We start from the raw sequence: 21,030 nt of genomic DNA on the forward strand, positions 1-21,030 counted from the left end.
AAGCCCCGGCAGATTCTGACCGGGGCTTCCTTTATATCAACTGGTTTGCAGCGGGCGTTGTCACTCCACCGCCTTGACCATGTCTTCGATGACTTTCTTGGCGTCGCCGAACACCATCATGGTCTTGTCGAGGTAGAACAGTTCGTTGTCCAGGCCGGCATAGCCGCTGGCCATGGAGCGCTTGTTGACGATGATGGTCTTGGCCTTGAACGCTTCGAGGATCGGCATGCCGGCGATCGGCGACTTGGGGTCGTTCTTCGCCGCAGGGTTGACCACGTCGTTGGCGCCCAGCACCAGCACCACATCGGCCTGGCCGAACTCGGCGTTGATGTCTTCCATCTCGAACACTTGGTCGTACGGCACTTCGGCCTCCGCCAGCAGCACGTTCATGTGCCCTGGCATACGGCCGGCCACCGGGTGGATCGCGTACTTCACGGTCACACCGTTGTGGCTCAGCTTCTCGGTCAGTTCCTTGAGCGCATGCTGGGCGCGAGCCACCGCCAGGCCGTAGCCAGGGACGATGATCACGCTGTCGGCGTTGCTGAGCAGGAAGGTGGCATCGTCGGCCGAGCCAGACTTCACCGGGCGCTGCTCTTTGGAGCCTTGCGCCGCGCCAGCATCGGTATCACCACCGAAGCCACCGAGGATGACGTTGAAGAACGAACGGTTCATCGCCTTGCACATGATGTACGAAAGGATGGCACCGGACGAGCCGACCAGAGAGCCTGCGATGATCAGCATCGAGTTGTTCAGCGAGAAGCCGATACCGGCCGCTGCCCAGCCCGAATAGCTGTTAAGCATCGACACCACCACCGGCATGTCGGCGCCCCCGATCGGAATAATGATCAGCACGCCCATGATGAAGGCCAATACCAGCATCAGGGTGAAGGCACTGTAGTGGCCAGTGAAGGTGAACAGCAGGCCCAGGGCGATGGTGGTCAGGCCGAGGATCAGGTTCAGCTTGTGCTGGCCGGTGAACTGTACCGGTGCGCCCTGGAACAGGCGGAACTTGTACTTGCCCGACAGCTTGCCGAAGGCGATCACCGAGCCGGAGAAGGTAATGGCACCAATGGCTGCGCCGAGGAACAGCTCCAGACGGTTGCCGGTGGGGATCGGGTCGCTCATGGCGGCAACGATGCCCATCGATTGCGGTTCCAGCACCGCGGCGATGGCGATGAACACCGCTGCCAGGCCGATCATGCTGTGCATGAAGGCGACCAGTTCCGGCATTTTGGTCATCTCGACGCGCTTGGCCATGATCGAACCGGCGGTGCCGCCGACCAGCAAGCCAACGAGGACGTAGCCGATGCCGGCGGTGGCAAGCTCGGCCCCGAGCTTATAGATGAGGCCGACCGTAGTGACGATGGCGATACCCATGCCGATCATGCCGAACAGGTTGCCGCGCCGCGAGGTAGTCGGGTGCGACAGGCCCTTGAGCGCCTGGATGAAGCACACCGAGGCGACGAGGTAGAGGAGCGTTACCAGATTCATGCTCATGCTTACTTCTGCGCCTCGTTCTTGGTTTTCTTCTTGAACATCTCAAGCATGCGACGGGTGACCAGGAAGCCACCGAACACGTTGACTGCGGCCAGGGCCACTGCCAGGGTGCCCATCAGCTTGCCGGCCGGGGTCACCGTCAGGGCGGCGGCCAGCATGGCGCCGACGATGACGATTGCAGAGATGGCGTTGGTCACGGCCATCAGCGGAGTGTGCAGTGCCGGGGTGACGTTCCACACCACGTGGTAGCCCACATAGATGGCCAGCACGAAGATGATCAGGTTGTAGATGCCATGGGAAATCAGCATGTCTTCCATTGTCGTGCTCCTTAGCCGTTCTTGCGGACGACCTGACCATCACGGCACATCAAGCAGGCCGCGACGATGTCGTCTTCGAGGTTGATGACCAGCGCGCCGTCCTTGTCGAACAGCAGCTTCATGAAGTCCAGCAGGTTGCGTGCATACAGTGCCGAGGCATCGGCGCCCACTTGGGCCGGCAGGTTGGTCGGGCCAACGATGATCACGCCGTTCTCCTGTACCACCTGGTCGGCGACAGTCAGTGGGCAGTTGCCGCCTTGGGCTGCTGCGAGGTCGATGACCACCGAGCCGGGCTTCATCTGCGCGACGGTTTCGGCGCTGAGCAGGGTCGGCGCCTTGCGCCCCGGGATCAGCGCAGTGGTAATGACGATATCCGCCTGCTTGGCGCGCTCGTGCACGGCCTGGGCCTGGCGTTGCATCCAGCTTGCCGGCATCGGCCGGGCATAACCGCCGACACCTTCGGCGCATTCGCGCTCTTCATCGGTTTCGTAGGGTACGTCGATGAACTTGGCGCCCAGCGACTCGATCTGCTCCTTCACGGCCGGGCGTACGTCGGATGCCTCGATCACCGCGCCCAGGCGCTTGGCCGTGGCAATGGCCTGCAGGCCGGCAACGCCCGCGCCCAGGATCAGCACGCGCGCGGCCTTGACGGTACCGGCGGCGGTCATGAGCATGGGCATGAAGCGTGGGTAGTGATGGGCAGCCAGCAACACCGCCTTGTAACCGGCGATGTTGGCCTGCGACGACAGCACGTCCAGGCTCTGCGCCCGCGAGGTGCGCGGCGCGGCTTCCAGGGCGAACGCGGTAATGCCGCGCTCGGCCATCTTGCCGATCAGCTCGCTGTTGAAGGGGTTGAGCATGCCCACCAGGAGGCTGCCACTGTTGATCAGGGCCAGTTCCTGGTCGTTGGGGGCGACCACTTTGAGCACCAATTGGGCGCCGTAGGCATCGGCTGCACTCCCCAGGGAAGCACCCACGGCCTCATAGGCACTGTCCGGAATGCTGGCATTGAGCCCTGCCCCCCGTTGGACGGTGACCTGATGGCCCTGGCCAATCAGTTTCTTGATGGTTTCCGGGGTCGCAGCGACCCTTGTCTCACCGGTCTGCGTCTCGAGAGGAACACCAATGTGCACGACTATTTCTCCTGCGGTGACCTTTTGTCTTTTTAAAAGCCAGCGCACTTCGGATGGTGCGCTGGGGCGGCTGTGGAGCGCCGACCCGCCGAATCCCGGGCGGGCGAAGCATTTTGCAGACGAAGCCAGAGGCCTTCAACCGGTTCTGGAGCGAAACGAAGTCAAAACTACAAGTCACCCTGTGACCGTATGTCGCAACGGCCAGGCTGCAGCCTGTCAAATATAGGCTATTGGCAGATTAGGAGAAAAAAACAAAAAATTTGCGGTTGATTCGCTTACGGCTTGGTGAATGTCGCAAAATAACCCGCGAAGCCGCGCCGTAAGCAGGGTTAAAGCGGATTTTTGCTACGGCATAACAGTTTATGTATATGCGACAAATACATATATCTGTAGGTGTTAAAAATAATTGACTACGAAGTCAATTTATCATGACTGCTCACGTCTTGGCCGTGTACGCCTGGGCCTGGCTTACCAGCCAGTCACGGAAGGCGCGTAGCGAAGCCGACTCCACTTTGCGCTCCGGAATCATCAGATAGTAGGCCTTGTCACTACTCAGGGCATGCCTGTTAGCGACCAACAACCTACCCTCCTCCAACTCGCGCTGGATCAGGAACGGTGGAATCAGGGCGATGCCCATCTCATGCATGGCCGCCTGGGCGAGCATCGAGAATAGTTCATAGCGCGGGCCTGTCATGTCGCGTTCCACATTCATGCCGACGCTGCCGAACCATTGCCGCCAGGCATAGGGGCGCGTGCTCTGCTGCAGCAACGGCAGTTGGGCAATACGCTGAGCGTCGAGTGAGCCCTGCCCGTCCAGCAGCGACGGGCTGCACACCGGTACCGGGTTTTCCCCCATCAGCCGGTGCGACTGGGTGCCGGACCAGTCGGCATCGCCGAAGTAGATAGCGGCATCGAAGGTGGTGTCGGCAAACAGGAATGGCCGGGTGCGGTTGGTGAGGTTGACCGTGACCTCCGGGTGGCGCTGCTGGAAGTCCTTGAGCCGCGGTAGCAGCCATTGGGTGCCGAAGGTGGGCACCACGGCCAGCTCGATCACGTTGGCGCCCTGCTGGCGCATTACCGACAAGGTGTCGCGCTCTACCGCGTCCAGTTGGGCAGCCACCTGGCGGCTGTAGGAAAGGCCGGCTTCGGTCAGCTTCACGCCGCGGCGCGAGCGGCGGAACAGTTCCACATTGAGGAAGGCTTCCAGGCCGCCTATCTGCCGACAGACGGCACCCTGGGTCAGGGCGAGTTCCTGGGCGGCCTTGGTAAAGCTCTCGTTGCGCGCCGCCGCCTCGAAGCAAACCAGAGCGGCGGTACTGGGGATCTTGCGGCGCATGTACGTCAACCTCACTCGTAAGGCTGTCAATATGGCGTTTTGCCGATTTACGAAGTGACAAATTATCACTAATTGGTGCGCAATCCTCGTTTGTCCCGGCGGCCGATCAGGCCTAGGCTCAAAGGCACAAGAAACTGCCCCCTATTTCGAGGATTTCGCTCATGGCCGGTAAAGCAAGCTTCAACTGGATCGACCCACTGCTGCTCGATCAGCAGCTCACTGAAGAAGAGCGCATGGTGCGTGACAGCGCTTATCAGTTCGCCCAGGACAAGCTGGCCCCGCGTGTGCTCGAGGCCTTCCGTCATGAACAGACCGACCCGGCGATCTTCCGTGAAATGGGTGAGGTCGGGTTGCTGGGCGCCACCATTCCCGAGCAATACGGTGGCAGTGGCTTGAACTACGTGTGCTATGGCCTGATTGCTCGCGAGGTGGAGCGCATCGACTCGGGTTATCGTTCGATGATGAGTGTGCAGTCGTCGCTGGTGATGGTGCCAATCAACGAGTTCGGTACCGAGGCACAAAAGCAGAAGTACCTGCCCAAGCTGGCCAGCGGCGAGTGGATCGGTTGCTTCGGCTTGACCGAGCCCAACCATGGTTCCGACCCGGGTTCGATGATCACCCGTGCCCGGAAGGTCGACGGCGGCTACCGCCTGACTGGCAGCAAGATGTGGATCACCAACAGCCCGATCGCCGATGTATTCGTGGTCTGGGCCAAGGACGATGCGGGTGATATCCGTGGCTTTGTTCTGGAAAAGGGTTGGCAAGGTCTCAGCGCGCCGGCGATTCACGGCAAGGTCGGCCTGCGCGCCTCGATAACTGGCGAAATCGTCATGGATAACGTGTTCGTGCCGGAGGAAAACATCTTCCCGGATGTGCGCGGCCTCAAAGGCCCGTTCACCTGCCTGAACTCCGCCCGCTATGGTATCTCCTGGGGTGCGCTGGGCGCTGCGGAAGCCTGCTGGCACACCGCGCGTCAGTACACCCTGGACCGTCAGCAATTCGGTCGCCCGTTGGCTGCCAACCAGTTGATCCAGAAGAAGCTGGCCGACATGCAGACGGAAATCACCCTGGCACTGCAGGGCTGCCTGCGTCTGGGGCGCATGAAGGACGAAGGCACAGCTGCAGTGGAGATCACGTCGATCATGAAGCGCAACTCCTGTGGTAAGGCGCTGGATATTGCCCGCATGGCGCGTGACATGCTGGGTGGCAATGGCATTTCCGATGAGTTCGGCGTGGCTCGTCACCTGGTCAACCTGGAGGTGGTCAACACCTATGAAGGTACTCACGATGTGCATGCACTGATCCTGGGGCGCGCGCAGACCGGCATCCAGGCCTTCTATTGATAAGGAGTCAGCCCATGGGCGCGCTATCACATCTGCGGGTGCTGGACCTTTCTCGCGTGTTGGCCGGCCCATGGTCTGGCCAGATTCTCGCTGACCTTGGTGCCGATGTGATCAAAGTCGAGCGCCCTGGCAGTGGTGACGATACCCGCTCATGGGGGCCACCCTTCCTCAAGGATGCCGAGGGTGAGAACACCAGTGAGGCGGCCTATTACCTGTCGGCCAACCGCAACAAGCGCTCGGTTACCATCGACTTCACACAGGCCGAGGGGCAGCGCCTGGTGCGTGAGTTGGCGGCGAAGTCCGATATCGTCATCGAGAACTTCAAGGTTGGTGGGTTGGCTGCCTACGGTCTGGACTACCAGAGCTTGAAGGCGATCAACCCGCGGCTTATCTATTGTTCCATCACCGGGTTCGGCCAGACCGGGCCTTATGCAAGGCGCGCGGGTTATGACTTCATGATCCAGGGGTTGGGCGGGCTGATGAGCCTGACCGGCCGCCCGGAAGGTGAGGAAGGTGCGGGCCCGGTCAAGGTAGGGGTGGCGCTGACCGACATCCTTACCGGGTTGTATTCCACGGTGGCGATCCTCGCTGCCCTCGCCCATCGCGAGCAGACTGGAGTGGGCCAGCATGTCGACATGGCGTTGCTCGATGTGCAGGTGGCCTGCCTGGCGAATCAGGCGATGAACTACCTGACTACGGGCAACCCGCCTCGTCGCCTGGGTAATGCGCACCCCAATATCGTGCCTTATCAGGATTTTCCGACGGCGGATGGCGACTTCATCCTTACCGTGGGCAACGATAGCCAGTTCCGCAAGTTCGCCGAGGTGGCCGGGCAGCCGCAGTGGGCGGACGACCCGCGTTTCGTTACCAACAAGCTGCGGGTTGCCAACCGGGCCGAGTTGATTCCTCTGATTCGCCAGGCCACGGTGTTCAAGACCACAGCGGAGTGGGTGAGCCAGTTGGAGGCTGCGGGGGTGCCGTGCGGGCCTATCAATGACCTGGCGCAGATGTTCCAGGACCCGCAAGTGCTGGCGCGCGGGTTGGCGGTGAGCATTCCGCATCCGTTGGCGGGAAGCGTGCCGCAGGTGGCGAGCCCGATACGGCTGTCGGAGACGCCGGTGGAGTACCGTCGGGCGCCGCCGCTGCTGGGTGAGCATACCGAGGTGGTGCTGGAGGATGTATTGGGGCTGGGTGCCGGTGAGGTGCAACGGCTACGCAGTGCCGGCGTCCTTTAAGGGCCTGTGGTCTTGGTGAAAGCGGGGAGGCCGTCAGGCCTTCCCGCTTTGCTTTTCAGCGATATCAAAGTTTCTTGAAATTAAGTGTTGACGCGGTTTCGAATCCCCTTATAATGCGCCCCACTTCTGACGTAGTCGAAGCGCAAAACTTCTTGCAAATCAATTAGTTAGGTGATTCAGGTAGTGTCAGGAGCGCTTCGGTCGAATGATTGTCAGCGGTTGAGATGATGGTTGACAGCGTTTCTAAACGCTGTATGATTCGCCTCCCGCTACGAGAGATCGCAGCGAGTCAAGTGTTTGAAGCCAAACGAGTTTCTCGCAAAAAACTTCAAAATAAACACTTGACAGCAAATGAGGAAAGCGTAGAATGCGCGCCTCGGTTGAGACGAAGCGCTCTTAACCAAACGCTCTTTAACAAATCGAATCAAGCAATTCGTGTGGGTGCTTGTGAGTACGGACTGATAGTCACAAAGATTATCAGCATCACAAGTGGCCATGCGAGAAATCACATAGTCATTTGAGATTGCTGAGCCAAGTTTAGGGTTTCTTAAAAACCCAAGCAGTATTGAACTGAAGAGTTTGATCATGGCTCAGATTGAACGCTGGCGGCAGGCCTAACACATGCAAGTCGAGCGGATGACGGGAGCTTGCTCCTTGATTCAGCGGCGGACGGGTGAGTAATGCCTAGGAATCTGCCTGGTAGTGGGGGACAACGTTTCGAAAGGAATGCTAATACCGCATACGTCCTACGGGAGAAAGCAGGGGACCTTCGGGCCTTGCGCTATCAGATGAGCCTAGGTCGGATTAGCTAGTTGGTGAGGTAATGGCTCACCAAGGCGACGATCCGTAACTGGTCTGAGAGGATGATCAGTCACACTGGAACTGAGACACGGTCCAGACTCCTACGGGAGGCAGCAGTGGGGAATATTGGACAATGGGCGAAAGCCTGATCCAGCCATGCCGCGTGTGTGAAGAAGGTCTTCGGATTGTAAAGCACTTTAAGTTGGGAGGAAGGGCAGTAAGCTAATACCTTGCTGTTTTGACGTTACCGACAGAATAAGCACCGGCTAACTCTGTGCCAGCAGCCGCGGTAATACAGAGGGTGCAAGCGTTAATCGGAATTACTGGGCGTAAAGCGCGCGTAGGTGGTTCGTTAAGTTGGATGTGAAAGCCCCGGGCTCAACCTGGGAACTGCATCCAAAACTGGCGAGCTAGAGTACGGTAGAGGGTGGTGGAATTTCCTGTGTAGCGGTGAAATGCGTAGATATAGGAAGGAACACCAGTGGCGAAGGCGACCACCTGGACTGATACTGACACTGAGGTGCGAAAGCGTGGGGAGCAAACAGGATTAGATACCCTGGTAGTCCACGCCGTAAACGATGTCAACTAGCCGTTGGAATCCTTGAGATTTTAGTGGCGCAGCTAACGCATTAAGTTGACCGCCTGGGGAGTACGGCCGCAAGGTTAAAACTCAAATGAATTGACGGGGGCCCGCACAAGCGGTGGAGCATGTGGTTTAATTCGAAGCAACGCGAAGAACCTTACCAGGCCTTGACATGCAGAGAACTTTCCAGAGATGGATTGGTGCCTTCGGGAACTCTGACACAGGTGCTGCATGGCTGTCGTCAGCTCGTGTCGTGAGATGTTGGGTTAAGTCCCGTAACGAGCGCAACCCTTGTCCTTAGTTACCAGCACGTTATGGTGGGCACTCTAAGGAGACTGCCGGTGACAAACCGGAGGAAGGTGGGGATGACGTCAAGTCATCATGGCCCTTACGGCCTGGGCTACACACGTGCTACAATGGTCGGTACAGAGGGTTGCCAAGCCGCGAGGTGGAGCTAATCTCACAAAACCGATCGTAGTCCGGATCGCAGTCTGCAACTCGACTGCGTGAAGTCGGAATCGCTAGTAATCGCGAATCAGAATGTCGCGGTGAATACGTTCCCGGGCCTTGTACACACCGCCCGTCACACCATGGGAGTGGGTTGCACCAGAAGTAGCTAGTCTAACCTTCGGGAGGACGGTTACCACGGTGTGATTCATGACTGGGGTGAAGTCGTAACAAGGTAGCCGTAGGGGAACCTGCGGCTGGATCACCTCCTTAATCGACGACATCAGCCTGCTGATGAGCTCCCACACGAATTGCTTGATTCATGGTTGAAGACGATCAAGATCCTGTATGGATCTTGTGTTGTTCCTGGTCAGAACTTGGAAATGAGCATTCGTTTCGAATGTTGATTTCTGACTTTTGTCAGATCGTTCTTTAAAAATTCGGATATGTGATAGATATAGACTGATGGCCAGTTTCACTGCTGGTTAATCAGGCTAAGGTAAAATTTGTGAGTTCTGCTCGAAAGAGCAACATGCGAATTTTCGGCGAATGTCGTCTTCACAGTATAACCAGATTGCTTGGGGTTATATGGTCAAGTGAAGAAGCGCATACGGTGGATGCCTTGGCAGTCAGAGGCGATGAAAGACGTGGTAGCCTGCGATAAGCTTTGGGGAGTCGGCAAACAGACTGTGATCCAGAGATCTCTGAATGGGGGAACCCACTCAGCATAAGCTGAGTATCTTGTACTGAATACATAGGTGCAAGAGGCGAACCAGGGGAACTGAAACATCTAAGTACCCTGAGGAAAAGAAATCAACCGAGATTCCCTTAGTAGTGGCGAGCGAACGGGGACCAGCCCTTAAGTTGATTTGAGATTAGTGGAACGCTCTGGAAAGTGCGGCCATAGTGGGTGATAGCCCCGTACACGAAAATCTCTTGTCAATGAAATCGAGTAGGACGGAGCACGAGAAACTTTGTCTGAATATGGGGGGACCATCCTCCAAGGCTAAATACTACTGACTGACCGATAGTGAACCAGTACCGTGAGGGAAAGGCGAAAAGAACCCCGGAGAGGGGAGTGAAATAGAACCTGAAACCGTATGCGTACAAGCAGTGGGAGCCTACTTTGTTAGGTGACTGCGTACCTTTTGTATAATGGGTCAGCGACTTATATTCAGTGGCGAGCTTAACCGAATAGGGGAGGCGTAGCGAAAGCGAGTCTTAATAGGGCGTTTAGTCGCTGGGTATAGACCCGAAACCGGGCGATCTATCCATGGGCAGGTTGAAGGTTAGGTAACACTGACTGGAGGACCGAACCGACTACCGTTGAAAAGTTAGCGGATGACCTGTGGATCGGAGTGAAAGGCTAATCAAGCTCGGAGATAGCTGGTTCTCCTCGAAAGCTATTTAGGTAGCGCCTCATGTATCACTCCAGGGGGTAGAGCACTGTTTCGGCTAGGGGGTCATCCCGACTTACCAAACCGATGCAAACTCCGAATACCTGGAAGTGCCGAGCATGGGAGACACACGGCGGGTGCTAACGTCCGTCGTGAAAAGGGAAACAACCCAGACCGTCAGCTAAGGTCCCAAAGTCATGGTTAAGTGGGAAACGATGTGGGAAGGCTTAGACAGCTAGGAGGTTGGCTTAGAAGCAGCCACCCTTTAAAGAAAGCGTAATAGCTCACTAGTCGAGTCGGCCTGCGCGGAAGATGTAACGGGGCTCAAACCATGCACCGAAGCTACGGGTGTCATCTTTGATGACGCGGTAGAGGAGCGTTCTGTAAGCCTGTGAAGGTGAGTTGAGAAGCTTGCTGGAGGTATCAGAAGTGCGAATGCTGACATGAGTAACGACAATGCGAGTGAAAAACTCGCACGCCGAAAGACCAAGGTTTCCTGCGCAACGTTAATCGACGCAGGGTTAGTCGGTCCCTAAGGCGAGGCTGAAAAGCGTAGTCGATGGAAAACAGGTTAATATTCCTGTACTTCCAGTTATTGCGATGGAGGGACGGAGAAGGTTAGGCCAGCCTGGCGTTGGTTGTCCAGGTTTAAGGTGGTAGGCTGAAATCTTAGGCAAATCCGGGATTTCAAGGCCGAGAGCTGATGACGAGTTGCCTTCAGGCGACGAAGTGGTTGATACCATGCTTCCAAGAAAAGCTCCTAAGCTTCAGATAACTGGGAACCGTACCCCAAACCGACACAGGTGGTTAGGTAGAGAATACCAAGGCGCTTGAGAGAACTCGGGTGAAGGAACTAGGCAAAATGGCACCGTAACTTCGGGAGAAGGTGCGCCGGCGAGGGTGAAGGACTTGCTCCGTAAGCCCATGCCGGTCGAAGATACCAGGCCGCTGCGACTGTTTATTAAAAACACAGCACTCTGCAAACACGAAAGTGGACGTATAGGGTGTGACGCCTGCCCGGTGCCGGAAGGTTAATTGATGGGGTTAGCGCAAGCGAAGCTCTTGATCGAAGCCCCGGTAAACGGCGGCCGTAACTATAACGGTCCTAAGGTAGCGAAATTCCTTGTCGGGTAAGTTCCGACCTGCACGAATGGCGTAACGATGGCGGCGCTGTCTCCACCCGAGACTCAGTGAAATTGAAATCGCTGTGAAGATGCAGTGTATCCGCGGCTAGACGGAAAGACCCCGTGAACCTTTACTATAGCTTTGCACTGGACTTTGAATTTGCTTGTGTAGGATAGGTGGGAGGCTTTGAAGTGGGGACGCCAGTTCTCATGGAGCCATCCTTGAAATACCACCCTGGCAACTTTGAGGTTCTAACTCAGGTCCGTTATCCGGATCGAGGACAGTGTATGGTGGGTAGTTTGACTGGGGCGGTCTCCTCCCAAAGAGTAACGGAGGAGTACGAAGGTGCGCTCAGACCGGTCGGAAATCGGTCGTAGAGTATAAAGGCAAAAGCGCGCTTGACTGCGAGACAAACACGTCGAGCAGGTACGAAAGTAGGTCTTAGTGATCCGGTGGTTCTGTATGGAAGGGCCATCGCTCAACGGATAAAAGGTACTCCGGGGATAACAGGCTGATACCGCCCAAGAGTTCATATCGACGGCGGTGTTTGGCACCTCGATGTCGGCTCATCACATCCTGGGGCTGAAGCCGGTCCCAAGGGTATGGCTGTTCGCCATTTAAAGTGGTACGCGAGCTGGGTTTAGAACGTCGTGAGACAGTTCGGTCCCTATCTGCCGTGGACGTTTGAGATTTGAGAGGGGCTGCTCCTAGTACGAGAGGACCGGAGTGGACGAACCTCTGGTGTTCCGGTTGTCACGCCAGTGGCATTGCCGGGTAGCTATGTTCGGAAGAGATAACCGCTGAAAGCATCTAAGCGGGAAACTTGCCTCAAGATGAGATCTCACTGGGATCTTGAATCCCCTAAAGGGCCGTCGAAGACTACGACGTTGATAGGTTGGGTGTGTAAGCGCTGTGAGGCGTTGAGCTAACCAATACTAATTGCCCGTGAGGCTTGACCATATAACACCCAAGCAATTTGCTAGCGCAGATTGCGGTGGTGAAGACGAAACAACCGAAAGTTCGCAACATCACAAATATCGCATATCCGGATTCGCTGGGCTGTCCATCTGGACATTCTGGCAACAGAATTTCTTGACGACCATAGAGCATTGGAACCACCTGATCCCATCCCGAACTCAGCAGTGAAACGATGCATCGCCGATGGTAGTGTGGGGTTTCCCCATGTGAGAGTAGGTCATCGTCAAGATTCATTTCGCAAAACCCCTATCTGCGCATGCAGGTAGGGGTTTTGTCTTTAAGTAGAAGCTATCGCTTCTCCTGGTAGGCTGAACGGCCAGCTGGGGATGAAAAAGGTGGTTGACAGCGTTTTCGAATGCTGTATTATTCACCTCCCGCGACGAGAGATCGAAGCGAGCCAAGTGTTTGAAGCTAAACGAGTTTCTCGCAAAAAACTTCAAAATAAACACTTGACAGCAAATGAGGAAAGCGTAGAATGCGCGCCTCGGTTGAGACGAAACGCTCTTAACCAAACGCTCTTTAACAAATCGAATCAAGCAATTCGTGTGGGTGCTTGTGAGTACGGACTGATAGTCACAAAGATTATCAGCATCACAAGTGGCCATGCGAGAAATCACATAGTCATTTGAGATTGCTGAGCCAAGTTTAGGGTTTCTTAAAAACCCAAGCAGTATTGAACTGAAGAGTTTGATCATGGCTCAGATTGAACGCTGGCGGCAGGCCTAACACATGCAAGTCGAGCGGATGACGGGAGCTTGCTCCTTGATTCAGCGGCGGACGGGTGAGTAATGCCTAGGAATCTGCCTGGTAGTGGGGGACAACGTTTCGAAAGGAACGCTAATACCGCATACGTCCTACGGGAGAAAGCAGGGGACCTTCGGGCCTTGCGCTATCAGATGAGCCTAGGTCGGATTAGCTAGTTGGTGAGGTAATGGCTCACCAAGGCGACGATCCGTAACTGGTCTGAGAGGATGATCAGTCACACTGGAACTGAGACACGGTCCAGACTCCTACGGGAGGCAGCAGTGGGGAATATTGGACAATGGGCGAAAGCCTGATCCAGCCATGCCGCGTGTGTGAAGAAGGTCTTCGGATTGTAAAGCACTTTAAGTTGGGAGGAAGGGCAGTAAGCTAATACCTTGCTGTTTTGACGTTACCGACAGAATAAGCACCGGCTAACTCTGTGCCAGCAGCCGCGGTAATACAGAGGGTGCAAGCGTTAATCGGAATTACTGGGCGTAAAGCGCGCGTAGGTGGTTCGTTAAGTTGGATGTGAAAGCCCCGGGCTCAACCTGGGAACTGCATCCAAAACTGGCGAGCTAGAGTACGGTAGAGGGTGGTGGAATTTCCTGTGTAGCGGTGAAATGCGTAGATATAGGAAGGAACACCAGTGGCGAAGGCGACCACCTGGACTGATACTGACACTGAGGTGCGAAAGCGTGGGGAGCAAACAGGATTAGATACCCTGGTAGTCCACGCCGTAAACGATGTCAACTAGCCGTTGGAATCCTTGAGATTTTAGTGGCGCAGCTAACGCATTAAGTTGACCGCCTGGGGAGTACGGCCGCAAGGTTAAAACTCAAATGAATTGACGGGGGCCCGCACAAGCGGTGGAGCATGTGGTTTAATTCGAAGCAACGCGAAGAACCTTACCAGGCCTTGACATGCAGAGAACTTTCCAGAGATGGATTGGTGCCTTCGGGAACTCTGACACAGGTGCTGCATGGCTGTCGTCAGCTCGTGTCGTGAGATGTTGGGTTAAGTCCCGTAACGAGCGCAACCCTTGTCCTTAGTTACCAGCACGTTATGGTGGGCACTCTAAGGAGACTGCCGGTGACAAACCGGAGGAAGGTGGGGATGACGTCAAGTCATCATGGCCCTTACGGCCTGGGCTACACACGTGCTACAATGGTCGGTACAGAGGGTTGCCAAGCCGCGAGGTGGAGCTAATCTCACAAAACCGATCGTAGTCCGGATCGCAGTCTGCAACTCGACTGCGTGAAGTCGGAATCGCTAGTAATCGCGAATCAGAATGTCGCGGTGAATACGTTCCCGGGCCTTGTACACACCGCCCGTCACACCATGGGAGTGGGTTGCACCAGAAGTAGCTAGTCTAACCTTCGGGAGGACGGTTACCACGGTGTGATTCATGACTGGGGTGAAGTCGTAACAAGGTAGCCGTAGGGGAACCTGCGGCTGGATCACCTCCTTAATCGACGACATCAGCCTGCTGATGAGCTCCCACACGAATTGCTTGATTCATTGTAAAAGACGATGCTGTAACGCGACCCTGTTATAGGTCTGTAGCTCAGTTGGTTAGAGCGCACCCCTGATAAGGGTGAGGTCGGCAGTTCAAATCTGCCCAGACCTACCATTACATGGTTCAGCCGTAGAATACACGGGGCCATAGCTCAGCTGGGAGAGCGCCTGCCTTGCACGCAGGAGGTCAGCGGTTCGATCCCGCTTGGCTCCACCATTTTCGCCGTACGCAGTAGCTTGTCAGAACTTAGAAATGAACATTCAGCTCGAATGTTGATTTCTGACTTTTGTCAGATCGTTCTTTAAAAATTCGGATATGTGATAGATATAGACTGATGGCCAGTTTCACTGCTGGTTAATCAGGCTAAGGTAAAATTTGTGAGTTCTGCTCGAAAGAGCAACATGCGAATTTTCGGCGAATGTCGTCTTCACAGTATAACCAGATTGCTTGGGGTTATATGGTCAAGTGAAGAAGCGCATACGGTGGATGCCTTGGCAGTCAGAGGCGATGAAAGACGTGGTAGCCTGCGATAAGCTTTGGGGAGTCGGCAAACAGACTGTGATCCAGAGATCTCTGAATGGGGGAACCCACTCAGCATAAGCTGAGTATCTTGTACTGAATACATAGGTGCAAGAGGCGAACCAGGGGAACTGAAACATCTAAGTACCCTGAGGAAAAGAAATCAACCGAGATTCCCTTAGTAGTGGCGAGCGAACGGGGACCAGCCCTTAAGTTGATTTGAGATTAGTGGAACGCTCTGGAAAGTGCGGCCATAGTGGGTGATAGCCCCGTACACGAAAATCTCTTGTCAATGAAATCGAGTAGGACGGAGCACGAGAAACTTTGTCTGAATATGGGGGGACCATCCTCCAAGGCTAAATACTACTGACTGACCGATAGTGAACCAGTACCGTGAGGGAAAGGCGAAAAGAACCCCGGAGAGGGGAGTGAAATAGAACCTGAAACCGTATGCGTACAAGCAGTGGGAGCCTACTTTGTTAGGTGACTGCGTACCTTTTGTATAATGGGTCAGCGACTTATATTCAGTGGCGAGCTTAACCGAATAGGGGAGGCGTAGCGAAAGCGAGTCTTAATAGGGCGTTTAGTCGCTGGGTATAGACCCGAAACCGGGCGATCTATCCATGGGCAGGTTGAAGGTTAGGTAACACTGACTGGAGGACCGAACCGACTACCGTTGAAAAGTTAGCGGATGACCTGTGGATCGGAGTGAAAGGCTAATCAAGCTCGGAGATAGCTGGTTCTCCTCGAAAGCTATTTAGGTAGCGCCTCATGTATCACTCCAGGGGGTAGAGCACTGTTTCGGCTAGGGGGTCATCCCGACTTACCAAACCGATGCAAACTCCGAATACCTGGAAGTGCCGAGCATGGGAGACACACGGCGGGTGCTAACGTCCGTCGTGAAAAGGGAAACAACCCAGACCGTCAGCTAAGGTCCCAAAGTCATGGTTAAGTGGGAAACGATGTGGGAAGGCTTAGACAGCTAGGAGGTTGGCTTAGAAGCAGCCACCCTTTAAAGAAAGCGTAATAGCTCACTAGTCGAGTCGGCCTGCGCGGAAGATGTAACGGGGCTCAAACCATGCACCGAAGCTACGGGTGTCATCTTTGATGACGCGGTAGAGGAGCGTTCTGTAAGCCTGTGAAGGTGAGTTGAGAAGCTTGCTGGAGGTATCAGAAGTGCGAATGCTGACATGAGTAACGACAATGCGAGTGAAAAACTCGCACGCCGAAAGACCAAGGTTTCCTGCGCAACGTTAATCGACGCAGGGTTAGTCGGTCCCTAAGGCGAGGCTGAAAAGCGTAGTCGATGGAAAACAGGTTAATATTCCTGTACTTCCAGTTATTGCGATGGAGGGACGGAGAAGGTTAGGCCAGCCTGGCGTTGGTTGTCCAGGTTTAAGGTGGTAGGCTGAAATCTTAGGCAAATCCGGGATTTCAAGGCCGAGAGCTGATGACGAGTTGCCTTCAGGCGACGAAGTGGTTGATACCATGCTTCCAAGAAAAGCTCCTAAGCTTCAGATAACTGGGAACCGTACCCCAAACCGACACAGGTGGTTAGGTAGAGAATACCAAGGCGCTTGAGAGAACTCGGGTGAAGGAACTAGGCAAAATGGCACCGTAACTTCGGGAGAAGGTGCGCCGGCGAGGGTGAAGGACTTGCTCCGTAAGCCCATGCCGGTCGAAGATACCAGGCCGCTGCGACTGTTTATTAAAAACACAGCACTCTGCAAACACGAAAGTGGACGTATAGGGTGTGACGCCTGCCCGGTGCCGGAAGGTTAATTGATGGGGTTAGCGCAAGCGAAGCTCTTGATCGAAGCCCCGGTAAACGGCGGCCGTAACTATAACGGTCCTAAGGTAGCGAAATTCCTTGTCGGGTAAGTTCCGACCTGCACGAATGGCGTAACGATGGCGGCGCTGTCTCCACCCGAGACTCAGTGAAATTGAAATCGCTGTGAAGATGCAGTGTATCCGCGGCTAGACGGAAAGACCCCGTGAACCTTTACTATAGCTTTGCACTGGACTTTGAATTTGCTTGTGTAGGATAGGTGGGAGGCTTTGAAGTGGGGACGCCAGTTCTCATGGAGCCATCCTTGAAATACCACCCTGGCAACTTTGAGGTTCTAACTCAGGTCCGTTATCCGGATCGAGGACAGTGTATGGTGGGTAGTTTGACTGGGGCGGTCTCCTCCCAAAGAGTAACGGAGGAGTACGAAGGTGCGCTCAGACCGGTCGGAAATCGGTCGTAGAGTATAAAGGCAAAAGCGCGCTTGACTGCGAGACAAACACGTCGAGCAGGTACGAAAGTAGGTCTTAGTGATCCGGTGGTTCTGTATGGAAGGGCCATCGCTCAACGGATAAAAGGTACTCCGGGGATAACAGGCTGATACCGCCCAAGAGTTCATATCGACGGCGGTGTTTGGCACCTCGATGTCGGCTCATCACATCCTGGGGCTGAAGCCGGTCCCAAGGGTATGGCTGTTCGCCATTTAAAGTGGTACGCGAGCTGGGTTTAGAACGTCGTGAGACAGTTCGGTCCCTATCTGCCGTGGACGTTTGAGATTTGAGAGGGGCTGCTCCTAGTACGAGAGGACCGGAGTGGACGAACCTCTGGTGTTCCGGTTGTCACGCCAGTGGCATTGCCGGGTAGCTATGTTCGGAAGAGATAACCGCTGAAAGCATCTAAGCGGGAAACTTGCCTCAAGATGAGATCTCACTGGGATCTTGAATCCCCTAAAGGGCCGTCGAAGACTACGACGTTGATAGGTTGGGTGTGTAAGCGCTGTGAGGCGTTGAGCTAACCAATACTAATTGCCCGTGAGGCTTGACCATATAACACCCAAGCAATTTGCTAGCGCAGATTGCGGTGGTGAAGACGAAACAACCGAAAGTTCGCAACATCACAAATATCGCATATCCGGATTCGCTGGGCTGTCCATCTGGACATTCTGGCAACAGAATTTCTTGACGACCATAGAGCATTGGAACCACCTGATCCCATCCCGAACTCAGCAGTGAAACGATGCATCGCCGATGGTAGTGTGGGGTTTCCCCATGTGAGAGTAGGTCATCGTCAAGATTCATTTCGCAAAACCCCTATCTGCACGTGCAGGTAGGGGGTTTGTCTTTAAGTAGGAACTACAGAGATTCGCAGGTACGTCCGAGGGACGGGCCAGCACACAGAATTTCTTGACGACCATAGAGCATTGGAACCACCTGATCCCATCCCGAACTCAGCAGTGAAACGATGCATCGCCGATGGTAGTGTGGGGCTTCCCCATGTGAGAGTAGGTCATCGTCAAGATTCAAATCCAAAGCCCCTGTCTGCGATGCAGACAGGGGCTTTGTCTTTCAGGCCCAAAAAACCCAGGGCTTGTGTGCGTCGCAATCAGGTCAGAACTGATAGCTGACCGTGGCACTGACATTGCGCTCTTCACCCATGTAGCAGTAGTTCAAGCTGGCACACGAAGTGATGTAGCTTTCATTGGTAAGGTTGTTGGCGTTCAAGCGCACATCCATCCCCCGCAGCCCGACCTTGCCCAGGTCATAGCCGATTGAGGCGTCGAACAGGGTATAGGAGGGCACCTTCATACTGTTTTCCGCATCCACCCAGCTGTACCCCACATACCGCACCCCACCACCCAAGCGCAGGCCATCCAGGGCCCCCTGGTGGAAGTTGTAGTCAGCCCAAAGCGAGAACATCTGTTTCGGTGCCTGGGTTGGCGAATTGCCCTTGTTATCCAGGTTGCCGGACACCAGGCTGGGCATCGACTTTGCGTACTCGATATCGGTAAAGGTATAGCCGCCCAGCAGCTTCAAGCTGTCGGTCAGTTGCACATGGGCCTCCAGTTCAAGCCCTTGTGAGCGAACTTGCCCTACAGGGCGATAGAAGTCCTCGTCAGGCTGCTTCGAGGCCAGGTTCTCTTGCTCGATGCGGAACACCGATGCGGTGAACAGATTGTCGCTACCCGGCGGCTGATACTTGATACCAGCCTCCCATTGAGTGCCCTCGGTCGGTGCCAGAGGGCGGCCTTGCTGATCGGACACGGTATTGGGGTTGAACGACTCCGAGTAGCTGACATAGGGCGCAATGCCATTCTCGAACAGGTAGAGCACCCCTGCGCGAGTAGTGAATCTGGAGCGCTGGTCACTGACTTTGGTGTTGCTGTCGCGATTCTCCTCGGACACCTTTACCCAGTCCTGGCGCAGTCCCAACGAGAAGCGCCATTGGTCCAGCTCCACCAGGTCCTGCAGGTAAACGCCCGTTTGTTGCAGGCGCCGCTGGTAACGGTTCTCGCCCAGCACCTGAAGGTTGCCGTTGCCGTACTGCGGGTTGCCGGCGTCCAGCGGATCGACTGTGCCATAACGCCAGGCTACGTCGGCCTTGCGTCGCTGGTAGTCGGCGCCCAGCAGCAGGGTGTGTTTGGCGGCCCCGGTAAAGAATTCCGCCTGCAGCATGTTATCGATGATGTACGAATGCAGGCGTTCGTCGCCGCCGGTATAGGCGCGGTTGAGGATATTGCTGTCGGCACCCGCCCAACCGGCGGAATACACCTGATCCATCGACACGTCGGAATCCTGGTAACGGAAGTTCTGGCGTGCTGTGAACACATCGTTGAAGCGATGCTCGAACTGGTAGCTGAAGGACTGTTGGGTACGCTCGTAGTTGTCGATACCCGGCTCGCCTTCGAAGAAGTGGTCAGACAGGCGCAATCCGTTGCGCTTGTGCAGCATGCCATCTGCGGGGTTGCCGCCGTGATAGCCGCCGTTGGGGTCGTGTTGCAGGTAGGCCTGCAGGGTGAGCGAAGTGTCTTCGCTGAAGTCGATGCTGACGGCCGGCGCGATGGCGTAGCGTTCTTCCTTGTTGTGGTCGAACTGCGTATCGGAAGCATCCGCCAGGCCTGTCAGGCGATAAGCGATACGCTTGTGGTCATCCACGGGGCCGCTGAAATCGAAACCCATGCCACGCTGGCCTTGGGTACCGAGGGTGGCCTGGACTTGATGGTAGGGGGTGAACAGCGGCTTCTTGGTGGTCAGTGCCACCAGGCCTCCTGGCGAGCTACGGCCATACAGTACTGAAGACGGTCCCTTGAGAATATCGATGCGCTCAAGGAAGTATGGGTCCACCTGCATGGTGCTGTAGGTCCCGTTGTCTCCCATCGACTTGAGCCCGTCCACGTAGATGTTGTCTACCGAGCCGTCGTTGAAGCCTCGCATGGCTACATAATCATAACGGTGGGTCGCCCCATAGGGGTTGGTCAGTACCCCAGGTGTGTAGCGCATGGCTTGGGCAACGGTTTGTGAGCCTTGGTCGTCCATCTGCTGACGGGTAACCACCGAGACCGATTGTGATGTTTCTACCAGCGGCATGCTGGTCTTGGTCGCCACCTGGCTGTGGGTAGCGTTGTAACCCTCCATGCTGCCCAATGCATTGCCAAGGGTGAAGCTACGGACATCGGTGTCTGGCAATGACAATGCAGCGCCTTGGGGTTGTACCTGCAGCACGTAGCTGCGGCCGTTCTGGTTGACGGCTTCCAGGCCGCTGCCATTTAGCAACTGGCGCAGTGCCTGATCGGTAGAGTACTGCCCCTGCAGGCCGTTCGACTGCAAGCCTTGGGTGAGCTGGGGTGTGCTCGACAGGGTGATGCCAGCCTGGCGGGCGAACTCGTTGAGCACATCATCCAACTGACCTGCCGGGATCGCATAGCGGTGGCCCACCTGGGCCGTTTCAGCTGCTATGGAAAGTTGTGTTACGGCTGTCAGGCCCAAGACGGTGCCAAACAGGGCAGCCCGGACTGCTTTGCGTAAAAGCACTGAGTGCAAGACAGGTCGAAAATCATTCGCATTGAATGTGGGCATATGCACGGGAGCGGTAGGCATGTGGGGTCCGTTGAAGTGAGAGAGCAGGAGGTGTCGCTTACTGTCCTAGCCGGACCGACATTCAATACCCGTCAAAAAAGTTATTGGGGCCGCTACGCGCCCCATCGCCGGCAAGCCAGCTCCCACAGGTATTGCATAGCCCTAAGGCCTTGTGCGATCTCTGTTGGAGCTGGCTTGCC

Annotated in this window: 7 protein-coding genes, 2 tRNA genes and 7 rRNA genes; 11 read left to right on the top strand and 5 right to left on the bottom strand. The window is 55.6% G+C overall.

Annotation, left to right across the window (positions count from 1 at the left end; genetic code table 11):
- Window positions 1-60 precede the first annotated feature (60 nt).
- From KDB76_RS00825 to KDB76_RS00840, 4 genes are all read right to left on the bottom strand, one after another.
- On the bottom strand, window positions 61-1,497 hold the full coding sequence (locus KDB76_RS00825) for an NAD(P)(+) transhydrogenase (Re/Si-specific) subunit beta (RefSeq protein WP_024087962.1): 1,437 nt from the start codon (window positions 1,495-1,497) through the stop codon (window positions 61-63).
- Window positions 1,498-1,499: 2 nt separating this feature from the next.
- Window positions 1,500-1,814 carry an NAD(P) transhydrogenase subunit alpha gene (locus KDB76_RS00830; protein WP_003256966.1) on the bottom strand — a complete coding sequence of 105 codons (315 nt, stop codon included), beginning with the start codon at window positions 1,812-1,814 and terminating at the stop codon, window positions 1,500-1,502.
- Between the two features lie 11 nt (window positions 1,815-1,825).
- Complete coding sequence (locus KDB76_RS00835) at window positions 1,826-2,947, bottom strand: Re/Si-specific NAD(P)(+) transhydrogenase subunit alpha (RefSeq protein WP_015268506.1); 1,122 nt, start codon at window positions 2,945-2,947, stop codon at window positions 1,826-1,828.
- 436 nt (window positions 2,948-3,383) lie between these two features.
- Window positions 3,384-4,283 carry a LysR family transcriptional regulator gene (locus KDB76_RS00840; protein ID WP_038408490.1) on the bottom strand — a complete coding sequence of 300 codons (900 nt, stop codon included), beginning with the start codon at window positions 4,281-4,283 and terminating at the stop codon, window positions 3,384-3,386.
- Window positions 4,284-4,444: 161 nt separating this feature from the next.
- On the opposite strand from KDB76_RS00840, the gene KDB76_RS00845 reads away from it, so the two are divergent.
- From KDB76_RS00845 to rrf (KDB76_RS00895), 11 genes are all read left to right on the top strand, one after another.
- Complete coding sequence (locus tag KDB76_RS00845; RefSeq protein WP_003252907.1) at window positions 4,445-5,626, top strand: acyl-CoA dehydrogenase; 1,182 nt, start codon at window positions 4,445-4,447, stop codon at window positions 5,624-5,626.
- Window positions 5,627-5,640: 14 nt separating this feature from the next.
- The gene (locus KDB76_RS00850) at window positions 5,641-6,861 is read left to right on the top strand and encodes a CaiB/BaiF CoA-transferase family protein (protein WP_023662931.1); all 1,221 of its coding nucleotides are present in this window, start codon (window positions 5,641-5,643) and stop codon (window positions 6,859-6,861) included.
- A 567-nt stretch (window positions 6,862-7,428) separates the two neighbouring features.
- Window positions 7,429-8,965, top strand: a 16S ribosomal RNA gene (locus tag KDB76_RS00855).
- Window positions 8,966-9,282: 317 nt separating this feature from the next.
- A 23S ribosomal RNA gene (locus tag KDB76_RS00860) occupies window positions 9,283-12,174 on the top strand.
- A gap of 131 nt (window positions 12,175-12,305) precedes the next feature.
- Window positions 12,306-12,421 (top strand): 5S ribosomal RNA (gene rrf / locus KDB76_RS00865).
- Between the two features lie 446 nt (window positions 12,422-12,867).
- Window positions 12,868-14,404 (top strand): 16S ribosomal RNA (locus KDB76_RS00870).
- Window positions 14,405-14,489: 85 nt separating this feature from the next.
- A tRNA-Ile gene (locus KDB76_RS00875) sits at window positions 14,490-14,566 on the top strand.
- Between the two features lie 26 nt (window positions 14,567-14,592).
- A tRNA-Ala gene (locus KDB76_RS00880) sits at window positions 14,593-14,668 on the top strand.
- A gap of 243 nt (window positions 14,669-14,911) precedes the next feature.
- A 23S ribosomal RNA gene (locus KDB76_RS00885) occupies window positions 14,912-17,803 on the top strand.
- 131 nt (window positions 17,804-17,934) lie between these two features.
- Window positions 17,935-18,050, top strand: a 5S ribosomal RNA gene (gene rrf, locus KDB76_RS00890).
- Between the two features lie 109 nt (window positions 18,051-18,159).
- A 5S ribosomal RNA gene (gene rrf / locus KDB76_RS00895) occupies window positions 18,160-18,275 on the top strand.
- Together the 16S, 23S and 5S rRNA genes with 2 tRNA genes alongside form the textbook arrangement of a ribosomal RNA operon.
- 89 nt (window positions 18,276-18,364) lie before the next feature.
- On the opposite strand, the gene KDB76_RS00900 is transcribed toward rrf (KDB76_RS00895), so the two are convergent.
- Window positions 18,365-20,830: a TonB-dependent siderophore receptor gene (locus tag KDB76_RS00900; RefSeq protein ID WP_049870797.1), complete on the bottom strand. Its 2,466-nt coding sequence runs from the start codon at window positions 20,828-20,830 to the stop codon at window positions 18,365-18,367.
- Window positions 20,831-21,030 lie beyond the last annotated feature (200 nt).

It is taken from the genome of Pseudomonas sp. JS425, from assembly GCF_018223845.1.
Taxonomy (GTDB): Bacteria; Pseudomonadota; Gammaproteobacteria; order Pseudomonadales; family Pseudomonadaceae; genus Aquipseudomonas; species Aquipseudomonas asiatica.

Bases quoted from the DNA above. Each gene is read 5' to 3' on its own strand.
- KDB76_RS00825 (WP_024087962.1), bottom strand. From the start codon at position 1,497: ATGAGCATGAATCTGGTAACGCTCCTCTACCTCGTCGCCTCGGTGTGC.
- KDB76_RS00830 (WP_003256966.1), bottom strand. From the start codon at position 1,814: ATGGAAGACATGCTGATTTCCCATGGCATCTACAACCTGATCATCTTC.
- KDB76_RS00840 (WP_038408490.1), bottom strand. From the start codon at position 4,283: ATGCGCCGCAAGATCCCCAGTACCGCCGCTCTGGTTTGCTTCGAGGCG.
- KDB76_RS00845 (WP_003252907.1), top strand. From the start codon at position 4,445: ATGGCCGGTAAAGCAAGCTTCAACTGGATCGACCCACTGCTGCTCGAT.
- KDB76_RS00850 (WP_023662931.1), top strand. From the start codon at position 5,641: ATGGGCGCGCTATCACATCTGCGGGTGCTGGACCTTTCTCGCGTGTTG.
- KDB76_RS00900 (WP_049870797.1), bottom strand. From the start codon at position 20,830: ATGCCCACATTCAATGCGAATGATTTTCGACCTGTCTTGCACTCAGTG.